Origin of the sequence: Serratia sp. P2ACOL2, from assembly GCF_003691565.1 — a bacterium.
Lineage (GTDB): Bacteria > Pseudomonadota > Gammaproteobacteria > Enterobacterales > Enterobacteriaceae > Serratia > Serratia liquefaciens.
Genome location: NZ_CP033162.1, coordinates 3,322,265 through 3,348,963, shown reverse-complemented (window position 1 = coordinate 3,348,963; position 26,699 = coordinate 3,322,265). Strand labels below are relative to the sequence as shown.

Annotated in this window: 25 protein-coding genes and 1 pseudogene; 10 read left to right on the top strand and 16 right to left on the bottom strand. The window is 55.6% G+C overall.

Annotated features, from left to right (window positions below):
* Window positions 1-15 precede the first annotated feature (15 nt).
* Together cspE and dsrB are read left to right on the top strand one after the other, a co-directional pair.
* A complete protein-coding gene (gene cspE, locus EBA31_RS16355; RefSeq protein ID WP_004946278.1) occupies window positions 16-228 on the top strand; it encodes a transcription antiterminator/RNA stability regulator CspE in 213 nt (70 codons plus the stop codon).
* 341 nt (window positions 229-569) lie between these two features.
* Window positions 570-773, top strand: a complete 204-nt coding sequence (dsrB, locus tag EBA31_RS16350; protein ID WP_122080645.1) for a protein DsrB — start codon at window positions 570-572, stop codon at window positions 771-773.
* A 232-nt stretch (window positions 774-1,005) separates the two neighbouring features.
* Here the strand turns inward: dsrB and rcsA are convergent, their stop codons facing one another.
* Window positions 1,006-1,635, bottom strand: coding sequence for a transcriptional regulator RcsA (rcsA, locus tag EBA31_RS16345; protein WP_122079734.1), 630 nt, complete (start codon window positions 1,633-1,635; stop codon window positions 1,006-1,008).
* A gap of 747 nt (window positions 1,636-2,382) precedes the next feature.
* On the bottom strand, window positions 2,383-3,798 hold the full coding sequence (locus EBA31_RS16340) for a pyridoxal-dependent decarboxylase (RefSeq protein ID WP_122079733.1): 1,416 nt from the start codon (window positions 3,796-3,798) through the stop codon (window positions 2,383-2,385).
* 100 nt (window positions 3,799-3,898) lie between these two features.
* Between EBA31_RS16340 and EBA31_RS16335 the strand changes: the two genes are divergently transcribed.
* Window positions 3,899-4,771, top strand: coding sequence for a LysR substrate-binding domain-containing protein (locus tag EBA31_RS16335; protein WP_122079732.1), 873 nt, complete (start codon window positions 3,899-3,901; stop codon window positions 4,769-4,771).
* 2 nt (window positions 4,772-4,773) lie between these two features.
* Here EBA31_RS16335 and EBA31_RS16330 read toward each other — a convergent pair whose 3' ends face one another.
* Window positions 4,774-6,159, bottom strand: a complete 1,386-nt coding sequence (locus EBA31_RS16330) for a CoA transferase (RefSeq protein ID WP_122079731.1) — start codon at window positions 6,157-6,159, stop codon at window positions 4,774-4,776.
* Between the two features lie 63 nt (window positions 6,160-6,222).
* Window positions 6,223-8,406 (bottom strand): glycoside hydrolase, encoded by a 2,184-nt coding sequence (locus EBA31_RS16325; protein ID WP_122079730.1) that lies wholly within the window; start codon window positions 8,404-8,406, stop codon window positions 6,223-6,225.
* A 513-nt stretch (window positions 8,407-8,919) separates the two neighbouring features.
* On the opposite strand from EBA31_RS16325, the gene EBA31_RS16320 reads away from it, so the two are divergent.
* Both EBA31_RS16320 and mgtA read left to right on the top strand, forming a co-directional pair.
* Window positions 8,920-9,618, top strand: a complete 699-nt coding sequence (locus tag EBA31_RS16320; protein ID WP_044552178.1) for an MgtC family protein — start codon at window positions 8,920-8,922, stop codon at window positions 9,616-9,618.
* A gap of 199 nt (window positions 9,619-9,817) precedes the next feature.
* Window positions 9,818-12,517 (top strand): magnesium-translocating P-type ATPase, encoded by a 2,700-nt coding sequence (gene mgtA, locus EBA31_RS16315; RefSeq protein ID WP_046373219.1) that lies wholly within the window; start codon window positions 9,818-9,820, stop codon window positions 12,515-12,517.
* A gap of 36 nt (window positions 12,518-12,553) precedes the next feature.
* On the opposite strand, the gene EBA31_RS16310 is transcribed toward mgtA, so the two are convergent.
* From EBA31_RS16310 to EBA31_RS16295, 4 genes are all read right to left on the bottom strand, one after another.
* Window positions 12,554-13,327, bottom strand: coding sequence for a DUF3307 domain-containing protein (locus EBA31_RS16310; protein WP_122079729.1), 774 nt, complete (start codon window positions 13,325-13,327; stop codon window positions 12,554-12,556).
* A gap of 2 nt (window positions 13,328-13,329) precedes the next feature.
* A complete protein-coding gene (locus EBA31_RS16305; RefSeq protein ID WP_122079728.1) occupies window positions 13,330-13,926 on the bottom strand; it encodes a sigma factor-like helix-turn-helix DNA-binding protein in 597 nt (198 codons plus the stop codon).
* 114 nt (window positions 13,927-14,040) lie between these two features.
* On the bottom strand, window positions 14,041-14,505 hold the full coding sequence (locus EBA31_RS16300; RefSeq protein WP_122079727.1) for a DMT family transporter: 465 nt from the start codon (window positions 14,503-14,505) through the stop codon (window positions 14,041-14,043).
* 5 nt (window positions 14,506-14,510) lie between these two features.
* Entirely contained in the window at window positions 14,511-14,966 is a 456-nt protein-coding gene (locus EBA31_RS16295; protein ID WP_122079726.1) for a DMT family transporter, read from the bottom strand.
* 106 nt (window positions 14,967-15,072) lie between these two features.
* Here EBA31_RS16295 and EBA31_RS16290 point away from each other — a divergent pair.
* Window positions 15,073-15,989, top strand: a pseudogene (locus EBA31_RS16290) (LysR family transcriptional regulator).
* Window positions 15,990-16,069: 80 nt separating this feature from the next.
* Here the strand turns inward: EBA31_RS16290 and EBA31_RS16285 are convergent.
* Window positions 16,070-16,249 carry a hypothetical protein gene (locus tag EBA31_RS16285; RefSeq protein ID WP_020827564.1) on the bottom strand — a complete coding sequence of 60 codons (180 nt, stop codon included), beginning with the start codon at window positions 16,247-16,249 and terminating at the stop codon, window positions 16,070-16,072.
* 252 nt (window positions 16,250-16,501) lie between these two features.
* Between EBA31_RS16285 and EBA31_RS16280 the strand changes: the two genes are divergently transcribed.
* From EBA31_RS16280 to arsC, 3 genes are all read left to right on the top strand, one after another.
* Entirely contained in the window at window positions 16,502-16,831 is a 330-nt protein-coding gene (locus tag EBA31_RS16280; protein WP_020827563.1) for a metalloregulator ArsR/SmtB family transcription factor, read from the top strand.
* Window positions 16,832-16,900: 69 nt separating this feature from the next.
* Entirely contained in the window at window positions 16,901-18,184 is a 1,284-nt protein-coding gene (locus EBA31_RS16275; RefSeq protein ID WP_122079725.1) for an arsenic transporter, read from the top strand.
* Between the two features lie 21 nt (window positions 18,185-18,205).
* Complete coding sequence (gene arsC / locus EBA31_RS16270) at window positions 18,206-18,637, top strand: glutaredoxin-dependent arsenate reductase (protein WP_122079724.1); 432 nt, start codon at window positions 18,206-18,208, stop codon at window positions 18,635-18,637.
* Window positions 18,638-18,642: 5 nt separating this feature from the next.
* On the opposite strand, the gene pcaD is transcribed toward arsC, so the two are convergent.
* Genes pcaD through EBA31_RS16250 form a run of 4 tightly spaced genes read right to left on the bottom strand, consistent with a single transcriptional unit; the run spans window position 18,643 to window position 21,983 of the window.
* On the bottom strand, window positions 18,643-19,413 hold the full coding sequence (gene pcaD / locus EBA31_RS16265; RefSeq protein WP_122079723.1) for a 3-oxoadipate enol-lactonase: 771 nt from the start codon (window positions 19,411-19,413) through the stop codon (window positions 18,643-18,645).
* A 13-nt stretch (window positions 19,414-19,426) separates the two neighbouring features.
* Window positions 19,427-20,629 (bottom strand): 3-oxoadipyl-CoA thiolase, encoded by a 1,203-nt coding sequence (gene pcaF / locus EBA31_RS16260; protein ID WP_122079722.1) that lies wholly within the window; start codon window positions 20,627-20,629, stop codon window positions 19,427-19,429.
* Window positions 20,607-21,287: a 3-oxoacid CoA-transferase subunit B gene (locus EBA31_RS16255; RefSeq protein ID WP_122079721.1), complete on the bottom strand. Its 681-nt coding sequence runs from the start codon at window positions 21,285-21,287 to the stop codon at window positions 20,607-20,609. The genes pcaF and EBA31_RS16255 overlap by 23 nt, the downstream gene beginning before the upstream one ends.
* 9 nt (window positions 21,288-21,296) lie before the next feature.
* Entirely contained in the window at window positions 21,297-21,983 is a 687-nt protein-coding gene (locus EBA31_RS16250; RefSeq protein ID WP_122079720.1) for a 3-oxoacid CoA-transferase subunit A, read from the bottom strand.
* 241 nt (window positions 21,984-22,224) lie between these two features.
* Here EBA31_RS16250 and EBA31_RS16245 point away from each other — a divergent pair, with 241 nt between their 5' ends.
* On the top strand, window positions 22,225-23,058 hold the full coding sequence (locus EBA31_RS16245) for an IclR family transcriptional regulator C-terminal domain-containing protein (RefSeq protein ID WP_122079719.1): 834 nt from the start codon (window positions 22,225-22,227) through the stop codon (window positions 23,056-23,058).
* Between the two features lie 54 nt (window positions 23,059-23,112).
* Here the strand turns inward: EBA31_RS16245 and EBA31_RS16240 are convergent, their stop codons facing one another.
* The 3 genes from EBA31_RS16240 to EBA31_RS16230 form a co-directional block, all read right to left on the bottom strand.
* Window positions 23,113-24,069 (bottom strand): Dyp-type peroxidase, encoded by a 957-nt coding sequence (locus tag EBA31_RS16240; RefSeq protein WP_122079718.1) that lies wholly within the window; start codon window positions 24,067-24,069, stop codon window positions 23,113-23,115.
* Between the two features lie 723 nt (window positions 24,070-24,792).
* Window positions 24,793-25,143, bottom strand: coding sequence for a hypothetical protein (locus EBA31_RS16235; RefSeq protein ID WP_122079717.1), 351 nt, complete (start codon window positions 25,141-25,143; stop codon window positions 24,793-24,795).
* Between the two features lie 247 nt (window positions 25,144-25,390).
* Window positions 25,391-26,617: a Xaa-Pro peptidase family protein gene (locus tag EBA31_RS16230; RefSeq protein ID WP_122079716.1), complete on the bottom strand. Its 1,227-nt coding sequence runs from the start codon at window positions 26,615-26,617 to the stop codon at window positions 25,391-25,393.
* Between the last annotated feature and the right edge of the window lie 82 nt (window positions 26,618-26,699).

Genomic DNA, 26,699 nt, shown 5'->3' with positions numbered 1-26,699 from the left:
TTGAAGGAATTAGACATGTCTAACATGATCAAAGGTCAAGTGAAGTGGTTCAACGAGTCTAAAGGTTTTGGTTTCATCACTCCAGCAGACGGCAGCAAAGACGTGTTCGTACACTTCTCTGCTATCCAGGATCAAGGCTTCAAGACCCTGGCTGAAGGCCAGAACGTACAGTTCTCTATCGAGAACGGTGCTAAAGGTCCGTCAGCGGCTAACGTTACCGCTATCTAATCGGCTCTTCTGCTGATTAACAAAAACCCGCCAAGGCGGGTTTTTTTGTGCCTGTAATTTGGCGCAGGCAAAAAAAGCCCGCAAGTCTGCGGGCAAAAGTTCCTTGTTACTTCTTCATTTGCTGATACTTCTCTGGGGGGAAGCACCAGGAAACAGACTAACCGTTGTGCGCTTAAGATTCTGCGGACAAAACGTTAAGAAAGTGAAAAGCTGAGGGTCTGGTGGACTGCTACGCTTTAGTGAGAACCGTACAGTCGAGTGGCGAATTCCCTGTCGGCGCAGTATTTTTCTCACCGCATTTTGTAATACACTGACATCAATGATAAATGATGGGGTACGGCATGAAAGTGAACGATCTGGTCACCGTAAAGACGGATGGCATACAGCGGCGTGAAGGGGTGATCCTGGCGGTAGAAGAGTTTAATGAAGGGATTATGTATCTGGTCTCTTTGCCGGACTATCCTGCCGGTGTCTGGTTCTTCAACGAGATTGACAGCCGTGATGGGACCTTTGTTGAGCTTAGGCAGACGGAAACCAGGTCATAGTCTGATACCGAGCCAATACTTCTCTGGCGCATTAATTTAATCTGCAAAACTTCCGTGAGGGAATTATTCCGGAGGGGGAAGAATACTCGGTCTTTTAATGCGGGAATACCCGTCGCGGCCGAGAGTATCGTCGCGAACAGGTATTTAGGTTATTTAAATGCGTGGTATCCAGCAGGGCACGCTGAAAGACATTTAAAACCAACGTTTGCAGAGTAAGCAACAAACCTTTTACCTAGCGGCTATTGACGAATATTCCACTGGTTAAGGTGTCGGTTAAACGAACAACATGGTAAATAATCTGCTTGTTGTGCGTTTTAATTTTTCTTTTGATATTTCCCTTATGGGAAGAGACGGTTTTGGCCTTAATTTGCATCTGGTCGGAGATCTGGATAGTGCCCTGGCCTGACATCCACATGCGCAACATGTTTGACTCAGTTTGGCTAAGGGTAACCGGAGTCTGGTCAAACGAGGTTTTCTCGGTACGAGGCGCTTTTTTCTCCAGATAGTGACTAAGTAGTTGATTCATAGTCTCTGGTTTGATGGATTTTGACGAGATGATGACATTTTTACGAACATATAAATAATCGTCGAAATGTACGTTGGTGATGGCCATAAAGATGAAGAATAAGGTGTCAGGGTGCAGTGAAATCACCCCCTTTATACGTTCCGTCGCGTTCGCTTCGTGTATAAAGCAGTCTTCATTTATAAATACCAGGCTGGGTTTCAACTTGCTGCATTTTTCATGCAGGTCGTCGATATCATTGATGGCATTAATCTGGCGTTTTTTTACTCCGTGTGTTGTCAGGTAGTCTGTCAAACCTAATCTGGTATAGCTGCATGAATCCATAATGATCGTTGGCATATCTCACCCCCACTTAAATCCGTTTTACCGCGGTAACAAAAAGAAAAAGCCTGAAGCCTTAAAGGCAAATAAAAAGCACAAAAAATTCACGTAGAAGCAGTGTTCTATCAATAAACACGGCTGTACTCAACGATATTTTATTACTAAACTAATTAACACTGTGAATCTATAAGTTTAGCTTAAGTCAGAATAATCTGCTGGCGCAGGAATTGCTGTGAGGTAACGCCAATTTGGGCTTGAACCGCGTGCCTGCTGGTCTTTTTGTCATTGATTCAACCCATCATGTCACGAAACGAAATATTAGATTGCTAGGAAAATTCTTAAAAAAAATTCATGTGTTGTTTTTTTAACATTTTTTAGCCTATTTATTGAGCTTTAGAAATACACTCTGATTTGTATGATTTTATTTTTAATAATATTATCATAATGTTATCTGTTATTCTCTTGTTTTTGATAATGATAATTCTTCCATTTTTTATCACTTGCGATAATCAATAATCACATAGAGTTAACATTAACGCGTTTTTTTGTTAAGAAAAGTGACGATATAACAAGAGGTTGGTGTGATTATTCGTGCTATTTCAACCAATGTGAAAAATGTCAGTGAGTGATTAATTGGTTTTACTGAACTATTTTCTTTCGCAACAGGGCTGTAAATTATCAATTATTGATAAAGGTTTACGGCCGCATGGTGACGACCGTAATAATAGAGCGACCCACGCAGGAAACACCCTTGATTTTTCCCTATCAGCAAGGTTCTGGCAAACAATAACGCATCGATTCCAATGCTAAATGAATATCGCTTTCCTGCGTCATCCAATTGACCAGCGCAGCACGGATCCCCGGCTGCCCATTGTAGCGAGTAGGGGTACAACGCACGATGCCGTGCCGATCCAGGCGGGCGATAAAACGGTCGCGTGCTGCAACGGCATCGCCTTTATTGTCTTTCAGGGCAAAGCACACCACGTTTAAATTGACCGGCGCCAGCAGATGAAAGTCTTCGCTGGCCGCCAGCTCTGTGCCCAAAAGCTGCGCCAATTGGACATTTCGCTCCACCATATCCCGCATGCCGCTGTGGCCATAGGCTTTCAGCGCCATCCATAAAGGGAGTGCCCGGAAGCGCCGCGAGTTTTCAGGGGTCAGATGCAGATAGTTGTCCGGCCGTAACGTGGGGGCTTCCAGATAGGCCGAATGGTTTTGGAACACCTGCATCTGCAAGGCCAGATGACGGCTGAATTGAATGGCGCTGTCATAAGGGACGTTCAGCCACTTGTGAGCATCAACGGTGATGGAATCCGCCTGCTGCCAGCCAGCCAGGCGCGCTGCATAGCGCGGTGAACAGGCCGCCACGCCGCCAAAGGCCGCATCGACATGTAGCCAGAATGGATAACGTTCCCGCAGCGCCAATAACTGCTGCAGGTCGTCGAAGGCCACGGTATTCACCGTGCCGGCACTGGCCAGGACGAGAGTAGGTATGCCGACGCTGCTAGCCAGATGCCGTTCCAGCGCCGCCGGATCTATAGCTTCGGAGCCGGGAAGACAGTCGATAATTTTCAGCGCATCACGACCGATCCCCAGCATGCTGAGCGCTTTCACACTGCTGGCATGCGGATTCGCCGACAGCACCTGTACGGGGCCCAGTGCCGCAACCCCCTGTTCGGCGACGTCAATACCGCGTTGCTGGCCGAGCCATTGGCGACCGATGGCGATACCGACAAAGTTAGCCATGGTCGCCCCGCTGACAAAACTGCCATTGAAGGTTTCCGGCAGCCCCAGCAAGGTTTTTAGCTGGTCTACCGTCGCCAATTCAATCGCTGCGGCAACGGTATCCTGGCTCAATTGACTATTTTGGTCGATAGCGCTAACCAGCCAATCCGCCGCCAGTGCCGCCGGGGTTGCTCCACCGGTCACAAAGCCAAAGTAACGTGGCCCGGCGCTGGCGGAGATCCCCTCGGCATAACGCTGCCAGAAGTGGTCCAGTGCCGCGATCGCGCCCTTGCCACCTTCGGCCAGTTGGTCATCATCCGGCTGAAGTTGCTGTGCATCCAAGGGCGGGCAAACCGGGCGCTGTTTTATGCCGCCCAGAAACGTTTCGGCCAACTGACGGGTGTGATCGAGGATCTGTGGAAACTGGTCAAGGTCTTGCTGCAAACGTGGGTGCATCGATAACTCCAGACGTAAGGGGGAATAGTGACATCCTAAACCCTTTACTTTGGCGCGAAAATCGATGAAAAATACCCTTTTTGGATAGCAGGGCTAACCAATGTTCGATGAGCGTATTCCTTTACACTTTCTGCCGACCTTTGTAATTGCCGCCCGGCTAGAGAACCTGCGCGCGACCGCCCAGCAGGTGCACCTTACCCACGGTGCCGTCAGTCAGCAGATCCAGCAGCTTGAACAGGCGATGGGCTGTCCGTTGTTTGAACGGCAGGGGAGGGGGCTGCGTCTGAACGCTGCCGGGCGCGAGCTGTTGGCGGTGGCCGAACCAACGCTGGAAGCATTGCAACAGGGGATTGGCCGGGTCAGGCGCGTTGCGCAAAGTCAGGCTCTGCGTATCAGCGTCTTGCCTTCTTTCGCTCATTACTGGCTAATGCCGCGGTTGTCGTCTTTTCACGCGGCCTGCGCCGATATTACGTTGGATATCGATGCCTCGCTGGCGGTGCAGGATCTGACGCGCAAAGGTTTTGATGCGGCTATTCGTCTTGGCAATGGGCAATGGGCGGATATGCAGGCGCAACTTATTGCCAGGGGAGAGGTGGTGCCGGTCGCAACCCCTGCGTTGGCGCGCCAATGGCAGGCGGCCTTCGACGATGGTACGCCAGGCATGCCGCTGCTGGAGCATGATGTTACGCCATGGCGCAGTTGGTTTTTGGTGCATCAGCAGAGGGAGTATGGCAGGCCTCTGGCGTCGTTCAATGACGCTGGCTTGTTGATCCGCGCGGCCGAACAGGGATTTGGTATCGCGCTGGTGAAAAGACTTTTGGTGAGCGATGCGCTGACCGAGGGCCGACTGGTGGCGTTGGCTGCGGCTCGGCAACTTGAACCGGTTGATTTTTATCTGGTCTGGCCGCAAAACCCCGGGTTGACGCCGGCGGTTGAAGCCTTGTTACATTGGTTGCAGCGTCAATTGGCCTGAGTTCAGCGTCGTAGCCAGACCGGTTGCGAGCGGCCGAGCGGGGTGGCCGGCAGTACCCAAAGTAGCGCGGTGCCATTGAGCCATAACGCGGGGTTAAGACGTTGCGCCGGGCCCCAGCAGGTCAGTTCGGTTTCCGGGTTTTCATCTGCATCGACCGGCGGCGCCAGTGGTTTTCCCGGATGTTGTGGCGGGTACGGATGACGCAACAGCAGCTCTGCCGTTCGGGCCAGCGACAGCCGGGCGCTGTAGCCGGTGCCATTTTGCAGACGTTGGCGGATGCCCTGCAGCACCGCCGTGGCCATCAGGTAACCGGTGGCGTGGTCCAGCGCCTGTACCGGCAAGGGTACGGGGTGAGGGGCGCCTTTCCACGTCATGCCCGCCTCTGCCAGACCACAACTCATCTGTACCAGACTGTCGAAACCGCGCCGCCCGCGCCACGGGCCGCTCCAACCGTAGGCATTCAGGCAGACGTCGATCAATCCCGGAGATAAAGCCTGTCGTTGTTCCGCGCCATAACCCAGCTTTTCCAAGGCTCCGGCGCGATATCCGTGCACGATAACATCGGCGTTTTTCAGCAGATGTTCAAAGGTATGGCGATCGTGGGCGTTGGTCAGGTTCAATCGTGCACTGCGTTTGCCGAGCATCACCTCATGCTCAACAGCCGGTTCGTCCCAGCCGTAGGGATCGATACGCAATACGTCCGCCCCTAAACCGGCGAGAAAACGGGTGGCTACCGGGCCGGCGATAATCCGCGTCAGATCCAGCACCCGTACGCCGTGCAGCGGCCTGGCGTTGGGTAGCGTCCAGACTGGCGTCGCAGCTTCCTGAAGTTGCGTCTGATGGATCAGCGGTTCCAGGGCAACGCTTTTACCCTGGGTATGCTGCCGCCACGCTTCGACAGAAAGCATTTGCGCCGCGCAGCCACCGGCCTCTATCACCGCCTGCTCCAGCTCGTTTTTTTTCCATGCCAGCACCGTTTGCGACAACCCATTTTTATCCTGATGCGGACCGAGCACTTGCTCTACGGCTTTACGGTGATGCGGTGCATTGGTATGCAGGCGGATCCAACCGTCGCTGGTGGCATAATCGCCCGCCAACGCGTCCCAGGCCGCAGGCAATGACCAACCTAGCGGGCGTAGCGTCCAGCCGAACCATAAGGACGCCAACCGTCGATCGACAAACACCTGCGGTGCTGCGCTGCGATTCTGTTGCAGCAGTCTGGCGCCGGCCAGCCCGGCGGCGGCCCAGCAGGCGGTCGCCAATTCGCTGACCGGGAATGCGCTGCTCAGCACACCTTCACCGCTGACCGTCACCGAATCCGTCGAAAAGGCGTCGTGACCAAAGCTTTGCCCGATCTCTGCGAGCAGCGTTTGAGTAAGGCTATCCATTATCAACTCCAGCGGTGACGGTCAGGGGACTGAACCTAGCGTAGTTCACCCCGACCGGTGTTGCTATGGCGTAACGTTCAGGGTGCGACCGTCCGCCAGTTTGGCACGCAGACTCTGGGCGGCTATGCCGTCGAACGGCTGCTCGCCAAAATTGGCGGTCAGCGTGGTGCCGTCGCTGAAGGTGGTTTGCTGGACCCACCCGGCTTTATCCAACCAGCGGAAATCGATCAGCGCTTTATCCCAAAGGGCCTGATGCAGCGGACGGAAGGCGGCGTCGGCCTGTTTGATCTGCGGCAGGCGCGCCTGCAGCGTGGCACGGCTGAGATGGAACATCGGCGCGGTATTGTAGAGCTGGCTCAGCAGGCTGCGGGTAGTTTTGACATCGCTGAATTTCAGGTTGTCGTAGTTCCAGTGGTGGCTGCTGATCACCGCGTCGTGGAACACCGCCTGATACATGGGCAGGCGATAGCGCGGATCGAATTCCACCGTGCGGTAGGGTTCCTTCACCTTGGCCGGGCTGAAGAAGAAGGCCGGTTGGGCATTGGGCCACCAGGCACCCAGGTAATAAGGGGAGGACTTATCGTGATTCATCTGCTTATCGCCCCAGCCAAATCCCCAGGTTTCCATGCCGTGGGCAAACATGATGTGGCGTGCGGTCACCGCATTGCCATCTTCGGAGCCGAGCGGCAGGCGAAGGGTATTGCTGAACCAGGCCAGTCGCGCATTGCGAGCCTGCGCCATTTGCTCGGCACCGGTCGGGTGGTTGGGCTGATAATCGTCAGAGACCATCCCGGTGCCGTCAACGTCAAGGAACAGACTGTTCAGCCCGGCCAGTCGCACCAGTTCGGTCATCCGCTGTTGAGAGTAAGGCAGTACGCAGCCTGGATTCAGGTAGTAGCCTTGTTTGCCGAAGCCGGGTTTCTTACTGCCGTCGGCACGCACGATGGCGCACTTTTCTCGCAGGGACGTCGGCAGTTGGGCGGTTAACCAGCTGTCATTGACCCCACGTGGAATGGCGGTGTCGTAAGAATCGTAGCTGGCGATCAGGTATCCCGCTTTTTTGGCGCTTTCTACCGCATGCGGGTGCAGAAACTCGGCGGTCCAGTTGTCGGTACCCAACCACAGCCGAGACAGGCCGGCGCGCTGCAGCGACTCGACCAGGGGGCTAGCCAGCCCCTGTCCCCAGCTCTCCGGCGCAGTCAGATAGGGCCCGAGTTGCCGTTGCGCCAATGCCCGGATATCCGCGGCCTGTTGGCGTTGCGCCGATAAGAAGTCGGCGTCATCCGGCGTCGCCTTGAGCGGTGTCAGTGTCACCAGCGCCTGATTAAGGGCATCAATCAGCGCTTGCTGTTGCCAGCCCTGCGGCGTTTTTTCCGCCAGCGTGCGCACGGTTTTTTGGCTATCGGCATCCATTTTCCGCCACAGAACTTCACCCTTGGGGGTGATAAGCCAGGCCAACAAACCCGGCCAATCTTTCACGTCGTTCGCCGCCAGCAGTTTGTCGCCCCACAGATAAATGTGCGTAGCGCCAATCAGCTTTTCGCCTTCCGGCGCGATGCGGATTTTATCTCGCAGGCTGCTGAACTGACCGCTTTGTTGCAGGTATTCACGGTAACGGCGCGGGCCGGACAGCGGCGTGTCTCCCACGTGCAGCAGCACCTCGAAAGCCTGCTGCTGATTAAAGCGGTTGAACTCATGACTACTGCGCATGGCGAGTCCCTTTCCTGCGCTGGCGAAGGTTACCTGGTTGCTGAATGGGGTTAGCAGCAACCAACTGTAGACCTTGCCTTGCTGTTGCTGGCTCCACAGCGGCAGTTTCAGATCCCAGTTGGTATCCAGCGGCGTCATTTCCTTGACCAGATAATTCCGCCAGACGGGATTGTCCAGCGGGATGCGGCTCCCTTCGCCAATCGGCAGCAGCAGGATCGTTGCCTGCGACGGCAGCCTGAACCAGTTCAGGGTTTGTGCCCGCTTGCTGCTGAAACTCAAACGCAGATCGGCACCCTCCAATCTGGCGGTAACCTGCATGGCGCTGTTGGGCCATTGCCAGCTTGCCTGCGTCGATGTGCTTTGCAGTTCAGCCACGGTTTGCCCAGCCAGTGCCTGGTTAACCTGGTTTTTTCCCGCAACGATTTGCAGCGTGGCAGGATCGATATCGAAACGCGTTTCGCCCTGTTGCAAGAGCAGGGCCTGAGCGGGAAAACCGGCAAGCAGGGCGAGGCTGATGGAAAGGCGAAGCAGGTTCATTGAATGCGTGTCCTTGAGGATGATTGTCCTGTTGAAGCTCAAGCTTATCGGTAATTAGCCAATTGCCCAATGCCAATAAGTTATAATCGTGTGACTCATCAAATATTGGGGTTATTGAGTTTAATTTCCGTTTAATAAATTCGCCTTTACATCGTCACTCTGCGTCACTATACTCAGCCAAAATTTCAAAGAGGAAACACAATTGGACAGTTTTAGTTGCAGTGATATAAATAAGGCAAGCTGACCAATCCTCTTCTGATTAGTTGCTTGCCGAAAACGGCGGGCAGCACCCCTCTCTGGTTATTCCGAGCTGTGCAAACCCGAATCTGACTGTTGTTCCTGAGGCCAAATGGCATCGGGTGAATTGATTTGGACGTAATTATGGTTATTTGCAGCCACAGCCTATTCCCTCCTGGCACTTATACGCTCAATCGCTGATTTATTATCGGCGCGATTTCGCGTGTGCTAAAAAGCACATGATTTTATCTCCTGTGGTTATTTAAGGGGAAAGTCATGGCTATGACTCCTTTTGTTTTAAATTTATTACTGGCGATGAGCCTGGGTGCCGTTATTGGCGCAGAACGGCAATGGCGCCAGCGTATGGCCGGCCTGCGTACCAATGCACTGGTGGCGACCGGGGCGGCGGTATTTATCCTCAGCTCCATGTCTACCGACCCTTCCAGCGCCGGCCGGGTTGCGGCACAAATTGTCTCTGGCATCGGCTTTTTGGGGGCCGGGGTAATCATGCGTGAAGGCCTGAATATCCGCGGCCTTAATACGGCGGCCACGCTCTGGTGCTCAGCCGCAATAGGCGTGCTGTGCGGCCTGGGGCAGTATTGGAACGCGGTTCTGGCGACGCTGGTGATCCTGTGCGCCAATATTCTGCTGCGCGAAGCGGCGCAGCGCATCAATCTGCAGCCGCAACAACAGGCGACCGATCTGGAGGTGTGCTACCGCATACAGGTCACCTGCGGCGAGCAGGACGAAATACTGGTACGCACCCTGATATTACAGGCGCTAAATGGCGTGGCATTAAGATTACAATCATTGCGCAGTGCCGATATTGCTATTCCCGGCCAGCTGGAGGTTTGCGCGGAAATAACCGCTAACCCTTCGGTGCAAAAAGAGATTGAGGGTATTGTCTGTCGCGTCAGTCTGGAAAAAAGCGTCAGTGCTGTACGTTGGCGTATCGCTTCTGAATTGCCTGTCTAATAAGTCATTAATGTTTCACTGTACTCAGTGATAAGGAGGCGTCATGGACGGTGACCCCGAAAGCTTAATTATTCAGCGTGCACGACGCGGCAATAATTCGCGTTAATCACGCCAACTAAATAAATTCCATTCTGTGCTTATTCACCTGTTAATCAGGCGGGGTATCCCTGTGCGCAGAGTAAGATAAGAGAATTGCATTATGACCTATATTAATGAAACCGTACGTCGCCGGGATAAAAAATCGACGCCATACGCCATCGCACAAGAGGCGAAAAACAGCGTTGACCAGACGCTGGCAAATTTAAAATGCAACCGTAATGGATTAACCCAGGAGGATGTTGATGAACGCCTGACGCAGTTTGGTATTAATCAGGTTGCACATGAGAAGGCTCCGCACGCGTTGGTGCAGTTGTTCAGCGCCTTTAATAACCCGTTTATCTATGTACTGATGGTGCTGGCTGCGATCAGTTTCTTTACCGATTACTGGCTGCCTGCCCGGCGCGGTGAAGAAACCGATCTCACCGGTGTCATCATCATTCTGGTGATGGTGTCACTCAGCGGGCTGCTGCGCTTCTGGCAGGAATACCGCACCAACAAGGCGGCGGAGACGCTGAAGTCGATGGTGCGAACCACCGCAACGGTGATGCGCCGCAGCAGCTACAGTGCACATCCGTTGACGCTGGAAGTCCCGATCCGCGAACTGGTGCCGGGCGATATTATTCAGCTCTCTGCCGGGGATATGGTACCGGCGGACGTTCGCCTGCTGGCGTCGCGCGATCTGTTTATCAGCCAGGCCATTCTGACCGGCGAGGCGATCCCGATTGAGAAATACGACGTTATGGGCAACGTCAGCCAAAAATCGAGTGAGGACGAAGTTTCCAGCGAACATGCGCTGCTGGAGCTGTCGAACATCTGCCTGATGGGCACCAACGTCGCCAGTGGGACGGCCACGGCGGTGGTGGTGGCAACCGGAGGACGCACCTATTTTGGCTCGCTGGCGAAGTCGATTGTCGGCACCCGTTCACAAACCGCCTTTGATCGCGGGGTGAACAGCGTCAGCTGGCTGCTGATCCGCTTTATGTTGGTGATGGTGCCCATTGTGTTGTTGATCAACGGGTTCACCAAAGGCGACTGGAGCGAAGCCGCGCTGTTTGCCCTGGCGGTGGCGGTTGGGTTGACGCCAGAAATGCTGCCGATGATCGTCAGTTCCAACCTGGCGAAGGGCGCTATCGCCATGTCGCGGCGCAAAGTGGTGGTCAAGCGTTTGAACGCCATACAGAACTTTGGCGCGATGGACGTATTGTGCACCGACAAAACCGGCACCCTGACGCAGGATCGCATCATCCTTGAGCACCACCTGGACGCCAGCGGGACCAAAGACAATGAAGTGCTGCACCTGGCCTGGCTGAACAGCTTCCACCAGAGCGGAATGAAAAACCTGATGGATCAGGCGGTGATCCGTTTTGGTCGCGGCAAGCCGGGCATCGAGGCGTTGGGCCGCTACAGCAAGGTCGATGAGTTGCCCTTTGATTTTATACGCCGCCGTTTATCGATCGTGGTGGCGGATGAAAATGGGCAACAACGCCTGATTTGCAAAGGGGCGGTGGAGGAAATGCTCGAAATTGCCACCCATGTTCGCGATGGGCAGCAGATTTTACCGCTGGATCAGGCTCGGCGTGAGGCGTTGCAGGCGCTTGCCGCTCAATATAACGAAGAGGGATTCCGCGTGCTGGTACTGGCAACGCGAGATCTGGGCGAACAGAAAAATGCTCTGCCGCTGAGTATTATCGATGAACGCGATATGGTGATCCAGGGCGTTCTGACCTTCCTCGATCCACCGAAGGAGAGCGCACAGGAAGCGATCGCCGCCCTGCAGGAAAACGGCGTAGCGATTAAGGTTTTGACCGGTGATAACCCGGTGATCACCTGCAAAATCTGCCGCGATGTTGGCCTGGAGCCGGGTGAACCGCTTTCCGGTCCGCAAATTGAACAGATGGACGACGCCACGCTGGCGCAAGAAGTGGAACAGCGCACGGTCTTCACCAAACTGACGCCGCTGCAGAAGTCGCGAGTGTTGAAAATGCTGCAGGCGAATGGCCATACCGTCGGGTTTCTCGGCGACGGCATTAACGATGCGCCGGCGCTGCGCGATGCCGACGTGGGCATTTCGGTCGACACCGGTACGGACATCGCCAAAGAGTCGGCAGACATCATTTTGCTGGAAAAAAATCTGATGGTGCTGGAAGAGGGGGTTATCAAGGGACGGGAGACTTTCGGCAATATCATCAAGTACCTGAACATGACCGCCAGCTCCAACTTCGGCAACGTGTTTTCGGTGCTGGTGGCCAGCGCCTTTATTCCGTTCTTGCCGATGCTGGCGATCCACCTGCTGATCCAGAACCTGATGTACGATATCTCTCAGCTGTCGCTGCCGTGGGACAAGATGGACAAAGAGTTCCTGCGCAAGCCGCGCAAGTGGGATGCGAAAAACATTGGCCGCTTTATGCTGTGGATTGGGCCAACGTCGTCCATCTTTGATATCACTACCTATGCGCTGATGTGGTTTGTTTTCGCCGCCAACAGCGTAGAGCATCAGGCGTTGTTCCAGTCCGGCTGGTTTATTGAAGGCTTGCTGTCGCAAACCCTGGTGGTGCATATGCTGCGCACCCAGAAGATCCCGTTTATTCAGAGCACCGCCGCGCTGCCGGTGTTGCTGACCACGGCGCTGGTGATGGGGCTGGGTATCTACCTGCCGTTCTCGCCGCTGGGCGCACTGGTCGGGTTGCAGCCGCTGCCGTGGGAATACTTCCCGTGGCTGGCAGGTACCTTGGTCAGCTACTGCGTGGTGGCGCAGCTGATGAAGCGTTTCTATATTCGCCGCTTCGGTGAGTGGTTGTAATAAGTGCCGGCCGTAGGGGCGAAATATTATCCGCCTCTACAGCATTTTTTTCACCAGCAGACCCAGCATGATGGTCAGGGTAAAGGAAAACAGCGTACCCAGTAGCACATACTCGGTACGCATTTTGTCATCGCTCTGGCGCAAATCGCCAAAGCGAAAGATTGACTTGGCCGCCAGCAAAAAACCGACCGCCGGGATTTGGCCGATCAGCACAAAGGTCAGGATCAGCGTTCTTTCCAGATAGCCAATTTGCTTGCCCGCACGTAATAACGAGTCGTTATCGGCTTTGGCTGAAGGAGGCATCTGCGGTGCCCAGTGAGCCAAAAGCTGGCCGATAAGCACGCCCATCGGCATGTAAATCACCAAATACGTCACCACAATCAGCCCAGCCTGCCAACCGGCAATGGCCGCTCCCAGCGCGCTAAGCAGGCCATGGGCATTGGGCGTCAGCGACAGCCACAGCAGTGCAATCACCGTAAGATGCAGGCCTTGATCGAGCAGAAAACCGCCCGCTTGACTGATGCGCGTCAATAACGTGACCTTCAACAGGTCAATCAGCCAGTGGCTGATAGCGACAACCAGCAGGGCGGTCAGCACCTGACCGGAAGAGAGCCCGCCATGCAGCAACGCAAAACCGGCCACCGCGCAGGCGGCCAGCACGCCGTGTAGTAAGGCATGCAGCAGCAGGAAACGGGAGCGTGCGCGGTGACGAGCCTTATCCTCGACCCAGCTGCGCGGCTGCAACGGGAAGTCGGCCAGCAGGTGAACCACCAGCAACCAGGTCAGCAACGGCGCGTAGCTCAAATCCATATTCAGGTGATCCTGTTAATCGCGTGAATAAATCGCATCATTTCCTCGTAGGCCGCGCGTTTCAGCGTAGCAGAAACGGTGGAGGCGGCCTTTTGCAGCTTTTCCGCTACCTCTTGGCTGGTGTCGGCGAAGAAACGTGCCTGGACGACCTGCGCTTCGGTCTGTGAAAGGCGGCTAATCACATGATCTAACATCGGCAATAGATCGCTGACAATGGCATTTGTCTGCTCATTGTCATTTTTCAGAGCCAGTCGGCAATTTTTCATCAAAGCGTCCAGGGCCTGGCCAGAATTCACAAAGGCGCTGCCATAACCGGCGTTTTGTCCCTGGTCGCTGCCGAGGCCAACGGCGATGCGGGCATCCCAATGGCGTGAGTCCATCGCTCTAAGCGCAATACGGATATACACCGCCAGCAGCAAACCGGATTGCGGTTCGGCCACCGCTTGAAAAGCATCGCCACGGAAAATCTCGAATCGCTCAATAAGCGTAGCCCCTTGCAATTGACTCAGCAGGGCATTTAACCCGGTAATGTAGTGAGTGGTGTCTAATTGCCGTGAATTGACCAGATCGCCGGTGATCACGCTAACTTGTGCTGGCATCTCTTTTTCTACTCTGAAGCGGGAGTTATCGGTAAATTTCGCACCTCAAGGCGAATATGTCAATAATTCGTATCTGAGTGCGAATATGATAAATATTCGTCTCTCAAGGCGAAATCAACTCCGCCGCTGAATAGGCTCAAGCATCAGCTTAAGCAGCGATTTCTCCATCCGGGCGACATAGACGCCCAGCAGGATCAGCCCCACGCCCAAGATCTGCGCGCTGATGGTATCGCCGCTGTCGCGCAGGCGGTCGATAACCACGCCTGCCAGCATTTGGCCACTGATAATCAGTAGTGCGGCGCGCAGGGTGCCGAGACGCGGCAGAACATAGCTATTCAGCGCGACAAACAACGCCCCGATGGCACCGCCAAGGTAGGCACCCCACGGGGCCTGGCCGAAGGTTGCACCGTTGACGCTGCCGGTTGCCACCAGCAGCAGGCTGAGGAACAAAAAACCGACGATATGATTGCAAAGTGAGGCCTGAAAAGCGCCACGATCCAGCGCCAGACGCCCGTTGATTGCGCGGCTGAGGCCGATACAGACGCCGTTGAGTAGAGCAAGGACTATCAGGGTAAACATGGGCGTTACCTCAGGAAAATGAGCAGAGCGCAGCCGCAGAGGATCAGCAGCGTGGCGACGATATCGTTGAGACTCAAACGGCGTTTAAGCGAGTCAAACCAGCCGCAGCTGTCGGCGAGCATGCCGAACAAAACCTGACCGGTGAGCATCAGCGCCAGGCTGCCGGAAAGGGCCAGCGGGCTGTTGACCGTAATGGCGGCCAGCACCACCGTCAGGGCACCGGGCAGACCGCCCAAATAAGCCCAGCGAGGCGTCCTGGCCGATGAGGCCGCGCGGCGCGGGGAACGACGGTTCAGCAGGAGCAGCAGCAACCAGGCGGTGATGGCGCCCATACCGTGAGCCAACCACGAGGCCAGCAAGGGGGAGTTATAGCTGGCCAGCAGGCTGTTGATGGCAATCATCAGGGCCAATAGGGCACCGGCGCCCAGCGCCAGCAGAGGATCGGAAAAACGTTCACGCATCAGGGTTTCAACTTCAAAATTAATTTGAAGAGCAGCCTATATTGTTTTTGTTTAAAGCTTAATCCACTAAAATGGAAACTCATTGTTGAGAATAAGTTGACTGATAATGAACGATCGCTTTGCAGCAATCCCGGTATTTGTGGCGGTGGTGGAATGCGAAAGCTTTTCTGCCGCCGCCGAGCGACTGGGCATCACCAAATCGGCAGTAAGCAAACGCATCACCCAGCTGGAACGCTCGCTGGGCGTGCAATTATTGCAGCGAACCACCCGCAGTTTGAGCCTGACCGAGGCCGGTGAGCAGTATTTTGGCTATGCACGCAATGCCTGTGCCGTAGCGCAAGAGGGAGAGGATGCGGTCACCCGTTTGCAGGGGCAGCCGCAGGGCTGCCTGAGGATCAGCGTACCCATGGTGTTTGGTCGTTTGCATATTGCCCCGTTGATCCCCCGTTTCCTAGCGGCTTATCCGGCGGTGGAGATCAATATGATGATGGACGACCAACTGGTCGATTTGGTCGAAGGGGGCTATGACCTGGCGATCCGCATCGGTCGACTGGCCGACTCGAGCCTGATAGCCCGGCGTATTGCGCCGTGCAACAGCGTCTTGTGCGCAGCGCCGTCTTATCTGGCGCGCTGTGGAACACCGACGGACATGGACCAATTAGCGAAGCATAACTGTTTGTTTTACAGCTATTTCCGCGGGGGAGCGAATGGCAGTTCGACGGGCCTGCGGGGGCTGTACGTTTCCAACCCAGAGGCAATTACCAGGTGAATAACAGCGAGGCGTTGCGTGAAGCGTTGATCGCCGGTTTGGGGATTTGTCAGATGCCGACTTTCATCGTTGGAGACGATATTGCGCAGGGGCGACTGCTTGAGTTGATGCCGGACTATCGGCTGCCCGAGCATGCTATATATGCCGTCTATCCACAGCGCAAATACTTACCGGCTAAGGTATCGGCCTTTGTCGATTTTCTGCTGGCTCAGCTCGGAGGAGAGCGGCCTTATTGGGATACCCCGGATCGGTGATAACACCCCGTCGCCATTCGACCGGGAATACGCGTGCCTATAGGTACGCCACCGGCGAAGGGAGATTAAGGTGCGGGGTGTTAGAAACTTTTCACCAGCACTTCGCGCGGCTGTTCGTTGCCGTGCTTCAACAGATAGTCGAAAGATTTCTCGCTACTTTTCAGCTGCTGCAGAAATTCCTGCGGTGACAGGTCGTGTTTTTTGCCGCTCATATAAGCCAGCGCCAGTTCTTTTGCCTGATAACGTGAGAAGTTGTACATAAGAGCCCTCTAAACGGTGGATTTCACGCTAGAGATTGTAACGAAAGAGCACATAATGAACAGTCGCTTTGGCGTATGGAATCAATAGCTGAAACTTAACTCAGGCTGAGTGAGCGTTTTCACCGGGCCATCGCGAAAGTGAGCCATTCTGCGCAATCTTCACAAATCTTAATATTCACTAATTCATATATGTTTCTTGGCGTTTTTCCTCCTTCGGCTTAAGATGGCGGTTATCGTAAAAGGAGGATCCCCATGACATCACTGACGCCACTGGCATTGTTTAAAAATCTGTCGGAGGAAACTCGCCTCACGCTGGTGCTTTTGCTGCGCCAGGCGGGTGAGCTGTGCGTGTGCGAATTGGTCAGCGCATTGGAGGAATCGCAACCCAAAGTTTCTCGTCACCTCGCGATGTTACGTGAAAGTGGTCTGCTGATCGATCGTCGCGAGGGCAAGTGGATTTACTACCGCCTGTCGCCGCATATGCCGGCCTGGGCGGCGGCAATCATCGAACAGGCTTACCTTAGCCGGCAACAGCAGGTGACCGAGCTGGCGCAGCGCGCGTTAGGGGCGGTCTGCCGGTAACGCTAAAAAATTTAAATCAATACATTCGAAATAACATATATGTTTGATGTGAGAGACTAAGGAGTTGTGATGGTGTTGGCCGGGGCAATATTTATCCTGACGATCGTTTTGGTGATCTGGCAGCCGAAAGGCTTGGGCATAGGTTGGAGTGCCTGTTTCGGCGCGCTGTTGGCATTGCTGACCGGAGTGGTACAGGTCGGCGATATTCCGCTGGTCTGGCAGATTGTCTGGAACGCCACCGCGACCTTTATCGCGGTGATCATTATCAGCCTGCTGCTGGACGAGTCCGGCTTCTTTGAATGGGCAGCGCTGCATGTTGCGCGCTGGGGCAAGGGCAAAGGGCGCTGGTTGTTCACCTATATTGTGCTGCTGGGCGCCGCGGTGGCGGCGTTGTTTGCCAATGACGGGGCGGCGCTGATCCTGACGCCGATAGTGATTGCGATGCTGCTGGCGTTGGGGTTCAGTTCAGGGGCAACGCTGGCCTTCGTGATGGCGGCGGGATTTATCGCCGATACCGCCAGCCTGCCGCTGGTGGTGTCCAATTTGGTAAATATCGTCTCCGCTGATTTCTTTCAACTGGGTTTCACGCAGTATGCGGCGGTGATGGTGCCGGTGAACCTTGCCGCCATTGTCGCCACGCTGGTGATGTTGCACCTGTTCTTCCGCAAGGACATTCCGCGCAGCTATGACCTGAGGTTGCTGCGGCCACCGCGTGAGGCCATTCGCGATTTGCCGACGTTTAGAGCCGGTTGGGGCGTATTGGCGCTGCTGCTGGTGGGGTTTTTTGGGCTTGAGCCGCTGGGCGTGCCGGTTAGCCTGGTCGCCGCCGTTGGTGCGTTAATCCTGCTGCTGGTGGCGAAAAAGGGGCAGGCCATCGACACTGCTAAAGTGTTGCGGGGCGCCCCCTGGCAGATCGTGGTCTTCTCTCTCGGGATGTATCTGGTGGTCTACGGGCTGCGTAATGCGGGGCTGACCGATACCCTGGCCGGTGTGCTTGATTTTTTGGCCGAACGCGGAATTTGGGCAGCTACGCTGGGCACCGGTTTCCTGACGGCATTTTTGTCCTCGGTGATGAACAACATGCCGACGGTGTTGGTGGGGGCCTTGTCGATTGACGGCAGCAATGCCGAAGGCGTAATTAAACAGGCAATGATTTATGCCAATGTCATAGGCAGCGATCTTGGGCCGAAAATTACGCCGATCGGTAGCCTGGCCACGCTGCTGTGGCTGCACGTATTGTCGAAGAAAAGCATCGGCATAAGCTGGGGATACTATTTCCGGGTCGGGGTAGTGATGACCCTGCCGGTGCTGTTGGTTGCGCTGACCGCCCTGGCCCTGCGCCTGTCGCTTTAGCCATAACTCAGAGAGAACGCCATGAGTAACATCAAGATTTACCACAACCCGGCTTGCGGCACATCGCGCAATACGTTGGCACTGATCCGCAACAGTGGTGTGGAACCGACGGTGATTTTGTATCTGGAGACACCGCCCGACCGCGAGCAATTGATCGGGCTGATTGCCGATATGGGAATATCTGCGCGAGCCTTGCTGCGTAAAAACGTCGAGCCTTATGAATCGTTGGGGCTGGCAGATGCAGGCTGGAGTGACGAACAATTGATCGACTTTATGTTGCAACAGCCGATATTGATTAATCGACCTATTGTGGTGACACCCTTGGGCACCCGTCTGTGTCGACCGTCGGAAGCCGTGCTGGATATCCTGCCGGATCCGCAGCAGGGCTCTTTCACCAAGGAAGACGGTGCACCAGTGATCGATGCGCAAGGGCGGCGAATAGCCGACCAATAACCGACTTAGCCGGCCGAACGTTCCTCAGTCAGGAATTCGATCACGCTGTGGCTGAACAGTTGCGGACAGGCGAGGTTGGAGATATGCGAAGCCGGCAGCCGCTGCAGTTCCGCGTGCGGGGCGTTGGCCACCAGAAACTCGGCGTCCGCGACGGTGGTTACCGGATCAGCGTCTCCGGCGATCACCCGCATCGGCCGGCTCATGGAAACCACGTCGGCGCGTAAATCCGCCACTGACAAGGCATCGCAGCAGGCGGCGTATCCCTCGGGGTTACCGGCCGCCAGAGCGGCGACCAGGGAGGCAACCTGCTCAGGATGATTTTGCAGAAAGGCTTCGGTGAACCAGCGGGCGGGGGAGGCGGCGGCAATCGAAGACAACCCTTGGCTGCGCACCTGCTGCGCTCGCTGTTGCCAGCCTTCGGCATTACCGATGCGTGCGGCGGTATTGGCGACCACCATCCGCGTGATGCGCTGCGGGTGGTAACGGTTAAGCCACAGACCGGTCAGGCCGCCCATTGAAATGCCGCAGAAATGGGCGCTGGGTACGTCCAGATAATCGAGCAGGGCGATCACGTCCTGGCCGAGATCCTCAAGCCGTAACCGTGGGGTAGACAGCGGCGTGGCACCGTGTCCGCGTTGGTTATAACGCAATACCCGAAAGTGTTCGCTCAGTGCCAATAGCTGCGGTTGCCACAGATCGAAGGTGGTGCCCAGTGAGTTGGACAGTACCAACAGCGGCGCAGCCGCGCGGCCATCAAGACGATAGTCGATATCCATCCTTGTCCCCTTTTCACACCCGCTCGATAATCAGCGCAATACCCTGGCCGACGCCGATACACATGGTGCATAGGCCATAACGCCCACGCGTGTTCTGCAATTGCCAGGCCGCGTTCATCACCAGCCTGCCACCGGAGGCGCCCAACGGGTGACCCAGAGCGATGGCGCCGCCGTTAGGGTTGACCTGTGCGGCATCGTCGGGGAGTCCCAGCTCACGAGTCACTGCCAGCGCCTGCGCCGCAAAGGCCTCATTAAGCTCGATCACGTCCATCTGATCCAGGCTTAAACCGGAAATTTTCAGCACCTTGCGAACCGCTTGCGCCGGGGCAAAGCCCATGATCGACGGCTCAATACCGGTAACGGCGCTGGCAACAATGCGCGCCATGGGCTGCAGGCCGTGGCGGGACAGCCCGGATTCGCCGGCCAGCAGCAGCGCACAGGCGCCGTCGTTTAGCCCGGAGGCATTGCCTGCGGTGACGGTACCCTGCGGATCCACTACCGGTTTCAGTTTCGCCAATGCCTCCATCGTGGTAGCACGAGGATGTTCGTCTTGCGTGAACAGCCGCGGCTCGCCTTTTTTCTGTGCGATGCTGACATCAATCAGTTGGTCGGCAAAAAAGCCGCTTTCCTGAGCGGCGGCGGTACGCAGTTGGCTGCGCAGGGCGAAAGCATCCTGATCCTGACGGGAAATATTGAACTTCAGGGCGACGTTTTCGGCGGTTTGCGGCATCGAATCCACACCGTACAGCGTTTTCATCTGCGGATTGATAAACCGCCAGCCCATGGTGGTGTCTTCCAGTTTCATCGCCCGGCTGAAAGCGCTTTCCGCCTTGCCCATGACGAAGGGCGCGCGGGACATGCTCTCTACGCCACCGGCAATCATCAGTTCGCTTTCACCTGTTTTTATCGCGCGCGCCGCCATCGCTACCGCATCCAGGCTGGAGCCACACAGGCGATTAAGGGTGCAGCCGGGGATTTGTAGCGGCAGGCCTGCCAGCAGTAACGCCATGCGCGCCACGTTACGGTTGTCTTCGCCAGCCTGATTGGCACAGCCGAGCAGCACATCATCCACTGCGGCCCAGTCCAGCTGCGGGTGTCGAACCTGCAGCGCTTTCAGCGGCAGAGCGGCCAAATCGTCGGCGCGAACGGTTGCCAGGCTCCCGTTCAATCGGCCAAAAGGCGTGCGGACGGCGTCACACAGATAGGCTGGATTCATGGGGATGTTCTCCGTGCTGAAGGGCAAAGGTCAATTCGACCGGGGTGACTTCCTGCAGCTGTTCCGGGGTCAGACCGCCGAATATTTCGCGGACCACCAGGCCTTGCGGGGTCACGTCCATCACCGCCAGATCGCTGTAGATGCGATCGATGCAGCCGACGCCGGTCAATGGATAAGTGCAGTGGCGGACAATTTTGCATTCCCCTTTTTTGGTCAGGTGCTCGGTCATCACAAACACCTGGCGGGCGCCAATGGCCAAATCCATCGCGCCGCCTACCGCCGGAATGGCTCCTGGGGCACCGGTGCTCCAGTTAGCCAGATCGCCCCGTTCGGAAACCTGATAGGCACCGAGCACGCAGATATCCAGGTGGCCACCTCGCATCATGGCGAAGGAGTCGCCGTGATGGAAAAAACAGCCACCCTTGAGCAGGGTGACCGGCTGCTTGCCGGCATTGATCAGTTCGGGATCCTCCTGGCCCGCCGCCGGTGCCGGGCCCATGCCGAGAATACCGTTCTCGCTGTGCAGAAAAATCTCTTTATCCGCCGGCAGGTAGTTGGCGATCTGCGTGGGAATGCCAATGCCCAGATTGACGTAGGCGCCTTCCGGGATATCGCGCGCAATGCGTTCTGCCAACTGTTGATGAGTAAGTTTGGTCATGGAGAGCCCTTAAGCCGAAAGCTGCGCAGGATGGTCAGGCGTGGTCACCAGGCGCTGTACGAAGATCCCTGGCGTAATGATGTTTTCAGGATCCAGTTCGCCCAGCGGCACCATGCGATTAACTTCAGCAATGGTGCAGGTGGCGGCCATGGCCATGATCGGCCCAAAGTTGCGCCCGGTTTTGTTATACCGCAGGTTGCCCCAGCGATCGGCCTGTTCGGCCTTGATCAGGGCGAAGTCCGCCCTCAACGGCAGTTCGAACACGTAGTGCCTGCCGTCGATCTCGCGGGTTTCTTTGCCCTGCGCCAACTCGGTGCCGTATCCGGTGGGTGTGTAAAACCCACCGAGCCCGGAACCGGCAGCCTGGATGCGGGCCGCCAGATTACCCTGTGGGATCAGTTCCAGCTCCAGTTCGCCGCGGCGGTAAAGGTCGTCAAATACCCAGGAGTCCGACTGACGCGGGAATGAACAAATGACCTTGCGTACGCAACCGGCCTTCAGCAGCGCGGCCAGGCCAAAGTCGCCATTGCCGGCGTTGTTGCTGATCAACGTCAGCTCGCGTGGGCAGCGCCGAATCAGTGCATCCAGTAGCGCATAAGGCTGACCGGCGGGGCCAAAACCGCCGACCATAATGGTCGAGCCGTCGGGGATATCGGCGACGGCGGCGTCTACGGACGCCACGCTTTTATCGATCATCTGCTCTCCTGAGTACGCTAAGAGTCTCTCAGCGTGACGCTGGTGGGTCTGGATCCACCTTAAGCGAGGAAAAATGCAGCGACAAGTGCGAATATCAGCTGTTTGTGCGATTATCGAAGCGATGGTGATTTGCCTGTCAATTCTGTGACGCAGATAACTAAATCGCTATTGGATGCCAGACAAAGCAGCATCGCGGCGCCACAGGCTTATAATGCCAAAGTTTATTGAATCGGAGGTCCGGATGGGCGATGAGTCGGAATTTGGCGCTGGAGAACTGCGCCGGCTGCAGGAAATCGGGGATTTAAGTAACGATCAGTATAAAGGCGATCCCAATTTTATGGCGTCGCTGGCCAGGGGGTTAGAGGTGTTGCAGGCCTTCCAGCCGCAATATTCGCAAATGTCGGTTTCTGAAATCAGCCACATTACCGGTATTCCCCGTGCGGCGGTGCGCCGCTGCCTTTACACTCTGCGCGCCCTCGGCTTTGTCCATTGCCCCGACGGTCGGCATTACCGGCTGTTGCCGCGGGTTCTGACTATCGGTCACGCCTATCTTTCCTCATCCGAATTGGCGAAAGCGGCACAAAACTCGCTGGACTATCTCAGTAAACTGCTGAATGAATCCTGCTCGGTAGCGACCCTGGACGGTGACAATATTCTGTATATCGCCCGTGCTTCGGTGAAGCGCATCATGACCATCGATCTGGGACGGGGCAGCCGTTTGCCGGCCTACGCGACGTCAATGGGATTGGTTTTACTCAGCGCGCTGGACGAAGCGCAGTTGGACGATTATCTGTCGCGGGTCACCTTCGAACCGCTGACAGAGTTTACCGTGGCCAGCGCTGAGCAACTGCGTGAACAGCTGGCCAAGGTGCGTCGTCAGGGGTATGCGATTAACGATCAACAGTTAGAAATAGGCTTGCGTTCGATCGCAGTGCCGATGCATTCACGCAAGGGCGGCGTAGTGGCGGCGATGAACGTAGGGGTGAATGCCTCGCAAATTTCGTCGGCGGAATTGCGTGAGCGCGTGCTGCCGCAGTTGCAGCGTACGGCAATGGAGCTGGCACTGCTGCTGTAGTCGGGAGCACTGACCCCGAGTCCGCGCTGGGATCAGTCTCCCTGCTTTTAGCGATTATTGCGGGCCGTTACGCTCAGCCAGGGCTTCCAACAGGGTTGCCGAAGGCGTAAAGAACAGGCTGCCGGTGACCGCGCGGCTGAAATCCAGCAGGCGATCGTAGTTGCCGGCCGGCCGACCTACAAACATGTTCTCCAGCATTTGCTCGATGGGCTGGGGGGAGCGGGCGTAGCCGATAAAGTAAGTGCCGAATTCGCCCATGCCGGGTTTGCCAAACGGCATGTTGTCACGCAATATTTTGACTTCATTGCCGTTTTCATCGGTCAGCGTCGTCAGGGAACTGTGGGATGACGAAGGCTTGACGTCCTCATCCAGTTCAATATTGGATTGCTTGTGGCGACCAATAATGCGCTCTTGCGTTTCGACGCTCAGTGAGTTCCAGCCTTTCATGTCGTGCAGGTATTTTTGTACCAGCACGTAGCTGCCGCCGGAAAAACCGGCGTCTTCCTCGCCAATCACCGTATAGTCGAAGGCTTCGTGTCCCTCGGGGTTTTCGGTGCCGTCGACAAAGCCAATCATTGCCCGCTGGTCGAAATAACGGAAACCGTGCACTTCCTCTATTACCGTCACGGCATCGCCAAGCTTGTTCATCAACTGTGTGGCGAGTTCGAAGCACAAATCCATCTCGTCGGCGCGAATGTGCAGCAGGATATCGCCAGGGGTCGAAACGGCAACGCGGTCGCCGGCGCCTATCTCACGAAAAGGATGAAGCAGCGCCGGGCGGGGCTGGCCGAACAACCGATCCCAGGCCGAAGAGCCAAATCCGCAGACGCAGGACAGATTGCCCGCTGGGGATCTTTTACCGACGGAACGAATTACGCCGCTGATATCCGCGCACCAGCCACGCACCGCAGCGAGCTGCGCAGGGTTGGCGGATAAAGTCGCGACCAAAAAAATGGCGTGGCGTGTAACGGGGCTGAAGACAGCCTGGGGGTGTTGATTTTGGGTAGTCATAGCATCCAGTGCCGAGGAGAGTCAGAGCTTAAAACTAATCTATTTTAGCGGTCACGCCAACTGATTAACCCCAGTTGACGTGTGGAGTCGCAGAACGGCGATGGCGAATAAAAAAATCGCCATCGGCGCAGGTAAGATTACGCCAGGCAAGCGTCAGGCAGAAGTCCCTCTGCCGTTAAGGCGTTCAATTCCTTCAGCAAGCTGAAAGTCAGTTTCATGTGTTTACGATCTATCGGGCTGCCATTTTGGCGCGCGTGGCGCAAAACAGCGGTGAGCTGGAACTGTTACCGTCGCATTTTAATCTGCCGACGAGGGCCTTATCGGTGGACATTCATGACCCGGCACTGCCGAAGAGGATTATTCAGGACACTAGTAGGGAATAAGGCGGCAGGGAAATCACTGCCGCCTCGCATTAATGAAGAAGAACATTGTGGTAAAGAACAGAAAGATCAGCTTCCCCTGAGTGGTCTGCCGAAAATGAATTTAATTATTAAGTAAATAAACCTTACCAAGGCCACACCGCAGCCAATTGATACTAACAGGACGGAAATTCCCCTCGGCGCGGGATACCATGTTGAAAAGCCTACTCCGGCCCCGCTTAGCAAGGATGAAGATAAAAATATACCCATGACAACTGATATTATTTTTAGTGCTTTATTATTCATGTGATCACCTGAGAACGACGAAAGGCCTGCCCGCTGTTATTTTCTTTAAGCTTAATGCCTACCAGGAACACTTGCCGCCTGCACTTGAGCCGCATTTATTTCCGCCTTTCCCCATGCCTACGTTACCACCGCCCCTGTTGGCATCTTTGAAACAGCCGCCGGTCACCGCACCGCCAATCAACCCCATCGCCGCCCCGGGCAATCCGCCGAATGCCCCTAAAGCCGCGCCGGCCACCATGCCATTGATGCAGTCTTCCGAGGTGTTTTTAGCATAGTAATCGCCTGAACGCCCCTGATTACCGCCGTTGTTTTTCCCTCTATTCCTGCGGCTGTTATCCGCACGGTCACCGCCATTATTGCCGCGACCGCCGGCGATAGTCCCTAACAACGCAGAATCAATTGTTTTCATAACTCACTCCTTTTTTAGTTTATGATTTTTTATTATGCCCATCCTTGAAGATCGATTGATTATTAGCGCAAGTCATATGCTATATCAACCGTTATTTTATTCTTGGGTTAGGATGGCGTTATAAATTAATAGTTATATTAAATTGAAGAATTAAATAAGATGACTAAATGAAATCGATATTAATAACCGCTATTCTCATTGGGCGGCTTATCTTTTAATTCGGGCGGCATCGCCGCCCGAAGGGAGATCAGGAGGCTAAACCAAAGGGATCATCAATAGATTTTGCCGGGGGGGTAAACCAGCGAGCCCCGTTTTCAGTGACGTAGAAATGATCCTCAAGACGAATGCCGAACTCGCCCGGCAGGCATAGCATGGGTTCAATACTGGCGCACATGCCCACGTCGAGCGGCTCCTGCTGCTTGCGGATCAGATACGGCGCTTCATGAATGTCCAGCCCGATACCGTGCCCGGTGCGGTGCGGCAGCCCCGGCAGTTGATAATCTGGCCCAAAACCATGAGAAATCAGCGCTTCGCGCGCGGCGTCATCCACTTTATGGCAGGGTACGCCGGGCGCGATAACGGCAAATGCCGCAGCCTGCGCATCATGTTCAGCCTGCCAGGCAAAGCGTTGGCGTGGGTTGGCTTCGCCGTACACATAAGTTCGGGTGATATCGGACAGGTACCCCTTGTAGCGGCAGCCGGTATCCAGCAGCACGACATCGTTATATTGCAGCGGGTTGGGGGCTTTTACGCCATGAGGAAACGCGCTATCGGATCCGAACAGTGCAATGCAGAAGTAAGAGCCGGTGGTGCCCATTTTGCGATGGGCCTGATCGACAAAATCGACCAGCTCTCTGGCGGTGATCCCTGGGCGCAATATGCTTGCCGCCGCCTGTTGGACCCGCAGAGTAATGTTATTCGCGGTTTGCATCAGCGCAATTTCAGCCGCCGATTTGCGGCTGCGGCAGTACCCGGTGACCGGCAGGGCGCTGACCAACTTTATCTCACCGGCATGCTGTTGCAGGCCGAGGAACAGTGTAACCGAAGCGGTTTCGCAAATGGCCACTTTGAGTTGGCGGCCTGAGCCTGTCAGCCCACGCGCGGCCAGTACGGTGAAGAACAACCGATAGGGATCTTCTTCCTCATGCCAGCTAAATATTTCCCCCTCAATCACCTGCGTATCCCTGAACGTGCCGATCTCAAACCAGGGCACAATATAGGCGATTTCCCCCTCGGCCGGGATCACCGCGCCCACCATACGTTCGCTGGGCGACCAGGAGGTACCGGTAAAATAGAGCAGATTGCTGCCGGCATTGAGGTAGCAGGCGTCAATGCCGTTGTCGCGCATCAGGCGCTGTGCGTGCTGTATGCGTTGCCGGTATTCCACCGCGGCGATTTCAGGCGGGTTGTCCGTGAGCGGTTGCAGCTGTTCCAGGGCCTGTTGTGGCGTACAACCGCCAATGCCTGTAGCCATGTGTTCTCCTAGCGTGATGTTAATGTCAGGGCCAATGTCCCCGCGCGTCAAACCTTCATCATAAATAAAGCGCGGCAGGAAT